At 45.9% G+C, this 9,825-nt stretch carries 11 protein-coding genes; 6 read left to right on the forward strand and 5 right to left on the reverse strand.

The genetic code is table 11. The features are described from left to right. Window positions 1-53 precede the first annotated feature (53 nt). Genes ACTHY5_RS08930 through ACTHY5_RS08940 form a run of 3 tightly spaced genes read right to left on the reverse strand, consistent with a single transcriptional unit; the run spans window position 54 to window position 2,377 of the window. Window positions 54-368, reverse strand: a complete 315-nt coding sequence (locus ACTHY5_RS08930) for a YdbL family protein (protein ID WP_441878834.1) — start codon at window positions 366-368, stop codon at window positions 54-56. Window positions 369-377: 9 nt separating this feature from the next. Then, the gene (locus ACTHY5_RS08935) at window positions 378-560 is read right to left on the reverse strand and encodes a YnbE family lipoprotein (protein WP_441878836.1); all 183 of its coding nucleotides are present in this window, start codon (window positions 558-560) and stop codon (window positions 378-380) included. After that, window positions 557-2,377, reverse strand: coding sequence for an intermembrane phospholipid transport protein YdbH family protein (locus tag ACTHY5_RS08940; RefSeq protein ID WP_441878838.1), 1,821 nt, complete (start codon window positions 2,375-2,377; stop codon window positions 557-559). The genes ACTHY5_RS08935 and ACTHY5_RS08940 overlap by 4 nt, the downstream gene beginning before the upstream one ends. A gap of 70 nt (window positions 2,378-2,447) precedes the next feature. Between ACTHY5_RS08940 and ACTHY5_RS08945 the strand changes: the two genes are divergently transcribed. Beyond that, entirely contained in the window at window positions 2,448-2,804 is a 357-nt protein-coding gene (locus ACTHY5_RS08945; protein WP_441878840.1) for a DUF2500 family protein, read from the forward strand. On the opposite strand, the gene ACTHY5_RS08950 is transcribed toward ACTHY5_RS08945, so the two are convergent. Then, window positions 2,785-3,216 (reverse strand): DUF411 domain-containing protein, encoded by a 432-nt coding sequence (locus tag ACTHY5_RS08950; RefSeq protein WP_441878842.1) that lies wholly within the window; start codon window positions 3,214-3,216, stop codon window positions 2,785-2,787. The genes ACTHY5_RS08945 and ACTHY5_RS08950 overlap by 20 nt on opposite strands. Window positions 3,217-3,329: 113 nt before the next feature. Between ACTHY5_RS08950 and ACTHY5_RS08955 the strand changes: the two genes are divergently transcribed. The 3 genes from ACTHY5_RS08955 (at window position 3,330) to ftsZ (ending at window position 6,242) form a co-directional block, all read left to right on the forward strand. Further along, entirely contained in the window at window positions 3,330-3,719 is a 390-nt protein-coding gene (locus ACTHY5_RS08955; protein ID WP_441878844.1) for a SirB2 family protein, read from the forward strand. Window positions 3,720-4,128: 409 nt separating this feature from the next. Beyond that, complete coding sequence (locus tag ACTHY5_RS08960; RefSeq protein WP_441878846.1) at window positions 4,129-5,088, forward strand: helix-turn-helix transcriptional regulator; 960 nt, start codon at window positions 4,129-4,131, stop codon at window positions 5,086-5,088. Window positions 5,089-5,159: 71 nt separating this feature from the next. Beyond that, window positions 5,160-6,242, forward strand: a complete 1,083-nt coding sequence (gene ftsZ / locus ACTHY5_RS08965; RefSeq protein WP_441878848.1) for a cell division protein FtsZ — start codon at window positions 5,160-5,162, stop codon at window positions 6,240-6,242. 458 nt (window positions 6,243-6,700) lie between these two features. On the opposite strand, the gene ACTHY5_RS08970 is transcribed toward ftsZ, so the two are convergent. Continuing rightward, complete coding sequence (locus tag ACTHY5_RS08970) at window positions 6,701-7,819, reverse strand: endonuclease/exonuclease/phosphatase family protein (RefSeq protein ID WP_441878850.1); 1,119 nt, start codon at window positions 7,817-7,819, stop codon at window positions 6,701-6,703. A gap of 323 nt (window positions 7,820-8,142) precedes the next feature. On the opposite strand from ACTHY5_RS08970, the gene ACTHY5_RS08975 reads away from it, so the two are divergent. Both ACTHY5_RS08975 and ACTHY5_RS08980 read left to right on the forward strand, forming a co-directional pair. Continuing rightward, window positions 8,143-8,817 (forward strand): hypothetical protein, encoded by a 675-nt coding sequence (locus ACTHY5_RS08975; protein ID WP_441878852.1) that lies wholly within the window; start codon window positions 8,143-8,145, stop codon window positions 8,815-8,817. Between the two features lie 270 nt (window positions 8,818-9,087). Beyond that, a complete protein-coding gene (locus tag ACTHY5_RS08980; RefSeq protein WP_441878854.1) occupies window positions 9,088-9,762 on the forward strand; it encodes a cytochrome b/b6 domain-containing protein in 675 nt (224 codons plus the stop codon). The last annotated feature ends 63 nt before the right edge of the window (window positions 9,763-9,825 follow it).

Raw genomic sequence — 9,825 nt, forward strand, 5'->3', positions numbered from 1 at the left:
GTAGAACGCAAGGCTTAAAGCGTACATCAGCCCAGCAGCGGGGCTGAGCGTCACTATTTTTTGCGCCAGCTGCCGTCTGCCAGCTGAATATAATGACCCGCTTGGGTACGTTCAATATTATATTGGCCAGCTCGCGTTTGTACCACGGTTAAGCTAGTGCCGGTACGCTTAGCAATATCTTGATAGCTAGCTAGGCGCTTGCGATTAATGTCATTGGCTACTGCGCCCACATCACTTTTTTCCAGCACTATACCCACTAACCCATTTAACTGCTCACCCACCAAACCTTGTTGCTTGGCTTGTTGTAAGTCGAGCGCCCACGCTGAAAAGCTAAGCGCCGTTGCAAATATTATGATTAACCACCGCATACCCCCTCCTTAGAACAAGTCTTGCTCTTGTTCAAATAACTGTTCCAGCTCGTTGTCGACCCGTACCCTAATTTCATGATCCACTTTGACATTTAAATTAACGGTAATGGGCTTATCCGGCACCATTATTTCTACTCGAGGCGTGCATGCACTCAGTAATAACAAGCCGATAATGGCGGTGTATCTGATCATTGGTTGTTCTCCCGCTGTATCTTAGCTGGCAGTTGCTCACTTAAATCTTGAGCAAAGCGCAAGCTGGCTAGCAACTGTAACAGGTTTTCTTGATGGTGATAATTTAAGTTAACAGGGTGTAATGTGCCTTTTATCGGTGCCTGACCATGTAAATGGCTATTAATCACCGCCTCACCGTTGCGCGCCATTGAAATGTCTGCGCCTAAGCGGTCATATCGTAAATCACTTAATAATCCAAGCGTTAAGCCCAAAGAAATATTAGCGTCACCTGTGGCCTTAAGTTGTTCGCTAGCCTGATAGGTAACCCACCCTTGCTCACTCTCGGCGCGCCCATTACTTATACTCAAGCCTTGATCAAACGAGAAAGGTAGCCGCCCTTTAAGTCGGCCCTGCCCCGTAAGCCCATCAACACTGGCATAACTAAGTAACTGCTCAAGGGCAATATCACTAAAATGCGCTTCGCCTTGGGGAGTGGAATTTAATGCCATAGGTGAAAGAGCAATATAACCATCAAATACATGCGCGGTTAAGCCCGAGAGCCAAAGTTCATCATCTTGCCAACGAACAGCGCCGTTAATATCACTAATAGGCACACCTATATTTAAGCGTGCGGCCGATAGCCCCTGAGGGCCGACACTGCGCAACCCTTGCGCGCCCAAAACCAACTTAATATTAGCCGCCAAATCTTCGGCCAGTAAGTCACTGTAGCTCAACTGTCCCTCTGTTAACGTGGCACTGATAGTAATCGGTTGTTTGCGATTCAACACATTGGTGGCATTAAGTGCCACTTGCAATCGACCTGCCGACATATCCATCACCACCGGCAGCAATAACCAGTCATTCAACCAGGACCAGACCCTTTTTGCAGACAACGTTTGTAATGGAACATCTAGCGCCAGCCCTTGATCATAATACCAAGCGCCGTTTAAGCGTAGATTAGGAGCCAATATTAAGCTGACTTGGCCGTGATTGTCTGTCACGTTGTCTGCGTGTAACTGCAAACTAGCAGCCGGAATTTTTTGCTGTTGCCAGCGCCCTTGTTGCCAGCTCAGCTCCGCCTGCAAAGGCTTACCAAGCCTCACGGGGGCACGCGGAGATAACCGTACTTGAGGTAACAACACATCTTGCCATTTTAGTTGGGTCATCGTTAGCTGAGAGCTTGGCTGTAGCTGCCAACCTTGTGCTGTGTGCTCGGCATTCAACAATAATTGCCACGAGCCCTGTAACGGCGCAGGCAATGTACTTGCCACGTTAAGCGTTAGAGGCTGAGTGGGCTGCCAACGACCGCTGATTTGCAACGGCTGTGTTAAACTTTGAGTAAGCAAGGCCCCAGGTAATGTACCTTGCCAGCGCCAGCCTTGTTGGTCAGGAGTAATATTAAGTTGTGCGTCACCCTCATCAGTTTGCCAATGCACAATAATATTTTGATGATGCAGGCTTAACACTGCAGGGCCTCTCACGCGGCCACTTGGTAAATGCAGAGTGAGCTCATCAATAGTCAAGTCAATATCAGGAAGGCTCAGTAATAATGAGAGCGCATCATTATTATCTGTCTCATTGCCAGATGGTTTAGCGGGGCGACTGTAAGTGCAAGTTAAATCTAAACTTAGTTGCGAAAGCTGGCCTGTTAACTGATTATTATTGAAGGCTAACCTAAGCTCACTCGCGGTCTCTTTGGGGCATGCAGGTACACTCACTTGGCTTAAGTGGGCCTTTATCTGTAATTCAGGCGGCAGAGATATTGCGGTCGCAGTAGCGCATAAAAGTAACCCTACAGCCAATACCGCAGCCTTGCTAGACATCATTAAATGATTCAATAGACACCTTCATCTCGCCTACTTATGCTTTACAATGCACAACACCAACACAACATCAAAAAGGGCTCTCATGGGAAAGCTGGTACTTGGGATCATTATTGTGATTGCTGTTATTGTTATCGGCCGCCGCTTTTACACTCATTTGCATAATAATGCGCAAGAGCAAACCCATTTGTCTGTGCTTGTCATCGACAAACATGTGCGCGAATTTATGGGCCAAACACATAAGCAGCAAACAGAGATGCCGCCCCCTAGGGTGAACTATTACGCGACGTTTCGTCCTCTTAATAGTCATAACGAGCGAGTGTTTCAAATTAGTCGACTCTTATATAAACAACTCACTCTTGAGCAAAAAGGAGTGTTGGTGTTTCAGGGCACGCGATTTATTGACTTTAAGGCTCCCTTAATCAGCCAGGGTAACGATTAAATACCTCAGTATTGCCCTGAACATCAAAGCTAAGTACGTCATAAGGACTGCCCGGAATATCCATACCCGGCGCACTTTGTGGCATGCCAGGAATAGTTAATCCACGCACCTCTGGCTGCTGTTGTAATAACTGACGCACATCAGCAGCCGGCACATGTCCTTCAATCACATAGCCATCAATAATGCCGGTATGACAAGACGCCAACTCGGAGCTGACTCCAGCCAACTTTTTAATGGGCGTTAAGTTATCACCATTAATAACCTCAACATCAAAACCAGACTCTTGCATGTGAGCGACCCAGTCTTCACAACATGCGCAGCTAAGTGACTTATAAACAGTAATGGGTGCCGCCAACACAGGGGCGACCAACAATGTGGCAACCAAGCCATAAAAGGTGCGTTTTAGATACATGCTATTACTTCCTTATTAATGATTGTTGTGCGCTAGGTAGCGCATATTTAACGCTACCATAAAACAGCTTCCTGTTATCATAGAAGCCTCATAATTGTTTTTTTGGAGTTATCATGCCTTACGTGGCCATTAAACATGCTCATATGATGTTTGCTATCATCAGCATTACCCTTTTCATGTTGCGTGCTTGGCTGGCTATCCCTTCGCCAGATCGCATTCAAAATAAGCTGCTAAAAATAGCTCCTCACGTTATCGATACCATATTATTAGCCCTTGGTATCTGGCTGGCCGTACTTAGCAGCCAAATTCCTTTTGGTAACAGCCCTTGGCTAACCGCTAAGGTCGTTGGCTTAGTGGTCTATATCATAGTAGGCACCATTGCCATTAAACGAGGCAAAACTCACAAACAAAGGTTAATCGCCACTTTAATCGCTATAGCAACATTTGCTTATATCTATGGTGCAGCTATCAGTAAATCGCCATTCTCTTGGTTAGCACTCTAACCTGTTCATTTAGGGTAAAGCGCTACGGCTCCTTTACCCTGCTTTATCCAACCCCCGCATCAAACAGACCTCAGTGAGTCCACCACCACTCCGCTACCGCCTTCATTTTTAATTTGAACAGGCATAACGACATTTTATTTCACTCTATCAATAAAGATAATGTCGTTTTATTTCACCTATCGCTGAAATAAGTAGTAATAGTTCAATTCCGACAATAACAAAGATAACACTATAAAAATCAAAAGTTTAATAACAAAAAACTCTAATCACTACACGCACATCACGTCAGAAACAGACCCATCACCGACAAGTGTAGAAAAATAGCGACAGCCTACCCGCCAAAAGATGCGACAGAACTTGTCACACCCCTCATCTAGGATAGAATCATACCAAGCAAGAGGGCATCACCATGAGTAAGAAGCTATTAAGACAATTGACCCTGGCGCGCCGTGTTCCTTATCGTCCGTACAAGCTGACCGCACGCCAGCTGCAAGTAAAGTTAGAAGAAGAAGGTATTCAGGTAAGTTTGCGCACCGTACAGCGCGACTTAGAAGAAATGTCTGGCATGGGCTTGTTTGATCTAACATCCGATGATCGCAGCAAACCCCATGGCTGGTGTTTTGAACGCAATGGTTTGAATGACTTTGCCAACTTTATGCCATTGGGCTTAGCCATGGCACTTAAAACCTGGAATGATCAGGCAGCCGATCTATTACCGGCCAGTGTATTAACAGAGTTAAACCCAATTATTGATAAAGCGAACCAAGTGATTGGTGATAGCCAAAGCGAATTGGCTAGTCGCTGGACAGAAAATGTAGTGCGCTTACCAAAGCCATTTGCTGGTAGCCCTGATATACGCCGTGCCACCACTATTCGTGATGCACTCTGGCGGGGTCGTAAGTTTAGTGCTGAAATTAAACGCGTAATTAAAGGCCGTACCGTTTGGCTGCGTTACGAGCAGGTCAATCCATTAGGCATTGTTGCCCGCAAAGACGGCACCATGCTGTTATGCACCGTATCGGATATGGATCCTAAAATTTACGGTATTTCTTTTGAAAACATTAAAGAAGTAGAGCTAACCAGTCTCCCTGTTATGCAACCTCGTGAGTTTAGTGTCAATAAGTTACTCCGCGAAAAGGGATACCACGAAGAGTCCGATACCATTCACTTTGTGGGCCGTATTACTAACCCAAATCGTGCCATTATTGAAACCGCAATTCCGGGACATAACCCTAGGTTGACCCGTTACGACAAGCAGAGCATGATGGTAGAAACTGAGGTGAAAGACACCCCTGAATTTCGCCGCTGGCTGACCGATATGGCAGGAAAAGTTGAAATTTTAGCCCCAGAATCGTTAAAAAACAGCTAAACTATTTATTATCGAACCTTAATTTGCAGGGCTGACTTAATCAGCCCTTTTGTTTTTCCACGGAGTACCGGATGAACGACCATCTCCTTTTTGAACCGGCCGAAGCAGATTGTGATGCTATTAATATCAGTGTCATTGGTGTAGGGGGTTGCGGTGGTAATACCGTCAACTTATTAGCCGATAGTACCCTACCCGATCACGTTAATATTGTTGCCATGAATACCGATGCCAAAGCGCTACAACAAAGTCGCGTCAATATCTTACAGCTCGGTAAACTATTAACGCGTGGCCTAGGTGCTGGCGCGCAGTCTGAGATTGGTCATCAGGCAGCTGAAGAAAGTATTGACGAAATCCGCGCCCAACTAAAAGGGGCAGATTTATGCTTTATTACCGCCGGCATGGGCGGTGGTACCGGTACAGGCGCCGCCCCCATTGTGGCAAAAGTCGCCCGTGAACTGGGCATAATGACTGTCGCTATTGTCACTCGACCCTTTGCTTTTGAAGGTAAATTACGTGCTAAATCGGCTGATGATGGCCTTGCGGTATTGGCCGAGCATACCGATGCACTGTTAGTGCTACCCAACGACTACTTGCTTAAAGTGCTAGGCGCTAAAACTCCTTTACTACAAGCGTTTACCGAAAGTAGTAAAGTTATTCAGAATGCCGTTAAAGGGTTAGCCGATATCATTGGGCAAACAGGCCTTATTAATATCGACTTTGCTGATGTGCGCACTATTATGCGCCAGCAAGGTAAGGCGGTGATGGGCATTGGCTTAGGCACGGGTGATAATAAAGTAGAAGATGCCACCTTGCAGGCGTTAAATAACCCGCTGCTTGAGCGTGTCGAGTTAGAGCGCGCTCGTGGTGTATTATTAAACGTAGTGGCCTCTATGGATATTGGGCTAGATGATTTCCAAAAAATTGGTGATCAAGTGGCCGAGTGTGTTGGCGAGTATGCCACCGTAGTATCGGGTATCAGCTTAGATCCAAGCCTAACCGACAGTATTCAGGTGACTATGATTGCAACGGGTATACAACCACAGCAAGAAACCATAGCCCCGACTCAGCCGCAACCGCAAGCCGTTGAGCAGCCCAATGACCCCACCCCAGAAGGCCTAGATATTCCCGCCTTCTTGCGCCAGCGCCAGCAATAACAAGCCAAGCCCACAGCTGCGCCTACTAAAAAAAGCCGATGTTAAACATCGGCTTTTTTGTGTATACCACCGTTTTTGGTCTAATAAATGTAACCCTGCAAAACATAGGCCCTTCGGAAGCCGACTGGTTCGTGCTCTTACTATCACAGTTTCTTTTCAGATATGATCTCTATTTTTTCGTGGGTTTAGTGGATTTCGTTGCAAAAAGTCTTTAACCATTAAAAATAGGCAAAAAAAAAGGGCAAGCCAAAGGGCTTGCCCACTATGAAGAATACCAGCTGTTTATCCGGGTCACCAACTCGGATAACTGAACTTCGAAAGCAATACAGGGTCTCAAACTTCATTAAATAGTTAAACGACTTAAAAACCCAGCCTTTGATAACTAATGTTTGATATTGCTCGCGTTATTGGGCTTTAGCGCACTAAAAACGTGAGCACACTCACGCTTAATTCAGCATTTAACAGGCTAGGTCGACCCAGACTAAACGATGATCAGAGCTGGCTTGTCGATCAGGCCAACCGCGTTTATTCCAAAACAGCTCGGCATTAGCTTTGTTGCGGGCTGGCCAATATACCCCACTAGCTAACGCCTTTAAGTTGGCACTGGGCAACACATAATCGAGCCGTAAGCCTTGAGTATGAGTCCAGTGTTTTGGTGAGCCTAGTCGGGCACTTCTGGGTTTAAGCGCAAAACTCCCCCGAGAGGCAGGCCTTAGCCTGCCCAAAGCCACCTCTCGGTTAAGTACAGGATCGGCTAATAGCCCTTGAATGCCCTCACGAAAACCATCGCCATCTTGCGGATCGGCATTTAAGTCCCCCAAGATAATAAAATCAGCTTGCGCCATTAAGCCACCTTGAACGCCATTATCATCTATCAGGTAGTGGCCCCGCTCTGGTCGCACATAGTCATGCCACAGACGCAGTTCATCATAATTACGACAACTGTTGCGCCGCTCAGCGCCTTCATCTATGGGCGGCGTAGGGTGACAAGCTAACAAGTGCAGCACCCGTCCGTTAGGCAGTGCCACCGGCAAATCGATATGGCTTTTAGACGATAGCGGTAATATATTGAGCACATCTGCACCATAGTAACTACCCTGCGAGGTTTGCGGGAGCCGCGCATTGGGCATATCTTGCCATAAAAAGTGGCGAAAACTGCGCAACTGTTCAGCTAATAAGGGAAAACGCGACAGCAGTGCAAAGGCGTATTGCCCATGGAATGTGCCAAAGCCTAAGCCATCTGCGGGTAAGCGAGGGCTTTCCTGACCATGCAAAGACAATGGCGCCAATATGCCCGTATTGGTCGGAACTAAATATCGATAAGGATAATCAATTCCTTGCTCGCCTTTAGCTAGGTAGTCTTGGCAAAACAGTTGTAAATGATCGTCATCTTGTGCATTCCCTTGGTGATCAAATTCGTTAAGTAGCACTATATCAGGTCTAATATGCTGCAAAATGCGGGCAATATGCTGAGGCTGTCGATAGCCTGCCGCTAACTCAGCCGCCAGTTGGCCAGGCTGTGGTCGACTAAAAGAAACATTAAAGGTGGCAACGCGTATTGTGAGCGGCAATGTCATGGCGGCACTGACCTTGTAATTAAAACGATGAGTATGCCTGATGAAAGAAACAGCTAATAATAGCTGGATCCTGAGTGTGTTTTACGCTGTGGCTTGACATATACCAACGGCAAGTTAATATTATAGCATTATCAAATGCACACTTATCTGTGTTACTTTTATTGTTATGGCAGTTGTTTTAATAGCATCAATGAAAGTAATAGGTCAAAAAATGCCTGACTAGCACACTTATTTTGGAAACAGGCTGAAAATTATCTGTTATCCCTTGACCTAACGCCAATTTCTCGCTTTGCTAGATATATCATTATTAACGAGGTTACCCCATGAAACTCTATCCATTATTACTCTGTGGTCTGTTAGCCGCCTGCTCTACGACTCCTACGTCTGAGGAAACGAATAAAGCGGCTACCAATACCGAGGCTGAAACGACGCAAGACAATGCTACGCCGGATATGACCCCTAAAGGGGAATTTACCCAAATTGATGTAACCCAGTCTCAACAAGCCATGGATGCTATTACGAGCGGTAATGGCGATATGATCAATGACATATTGCAGCAGCCTAACGAGTATGCGCCACCGGTACTGTATTTGATTTCTGCCATTATGTTCGATAACGAATACCAAGATCAGGCCACATTCTGGTTTTACGCCGCCCAATTACGCGCCCGCAGTGACGCTAACAAGTCAGGCGATAACACCACTCATGCCGCTGTAAGTCAGTTAAACAAGCGCTTTGGCGTTAACATAGCACCTTACTCGATGAGCAACCCTGAGCGCTTAAAAGCCATTGTTAGCCAAGTATTAGAATGGGACAGCGAGCAAACACGTAACTACGACCCTCGCTGGGTTGCATTACAAGGGCAAGACGTTACTACAAAAACCAAAGTTAACTTTGCCCCCCAAGAAAAATGGCAAGAGATTAATGCGCTAACCCGCAGTCAATTTCGCCAAGGATTAGAGCAAGCATTAGCTAAAATCAAACAGCCCGCAAACTAGATAATCGCTGCTGTTTTACTGCATACAAGATCCCAGCTTTTGCTGGGATTTTGTATTTATCCCTCCGTACTTGATAGGCGCTCAGGCATGCCTCATACCAAGCTACAAAACGAACGGCTTCAGCTGCACGCTACAACCCAACTTAAAAACAAAGCACATTTTGATTTAGAGTGGCATCACACCGCGGAGTGATAAAATAAGCATTACCTTAAATAAAGTATTCACTTAGGTTAAAATAATGCTTCACTCACGCCAAAGGAGCACACCTTAATGAGCCATTCACCCGCCCCCCCCATTAAAGTATGGGACTGGTCCATTCGAGTTTTTCACTGGTGCTTACCGGTATTACTCTTTTTATTGTGGTACTCAGCAGGCGAGGACATGGATCAGCATATGCTGTTTGCACAGGTGCTATTGGCTTTGCTCACCTATCGCATTATTTGGGGATTTATTGGTACCCCTTATGCCCGTTTTAGCCATTTTATTTATCACCCCAAGCATATTTTTGGCTACTTAATTGCCAGTGTTAAGCCCAATAAGCCCATCTACCTCAGCCATAATCCAGTCGGTGGCATAATGGTACTGGTATTGTTAGCGACTTTGCTATTTCAACTGACGACGGGGTTGTTTGCCACTGATGACATTTTTTATGAAGGCCCTTTGTATATGTATGTGTCTGGTGCCACAACGGATTTAATGACGTATTTTCATAAAAAGTGGTTTTATTACGGCATTTTGCTACTGGTCGCTTTGCACTTACTGGCCATTTTAACCTATAAGCTAAAAGGCGAGGGCTTAGTAAAAGCCATGGTCACCGGCCATAAACAGGCCCCCAGTGAGCGAGTGGCCGATGAGCTGCCTACGGCAAGGTTTCCTTGGGGTCGCTTTGTTATCGCAGTCGCCCTAGCGGCACTGCCGGTATGGATACTGTTTTATTATATATAACAGCGGTAATACCAATCTGGAAAAATAACTGATCTATTTTTGTTTGTATAAAAAGTCGAACAA

The organism is Oceanisphaera sp. (genome assembly GCF_052084945.1).
Lineage (GTDB): Bacteria > Pseudomonadota > Gammaproteobacteria > Enterobacterales > Aeromonadaceae > Oceanimonas.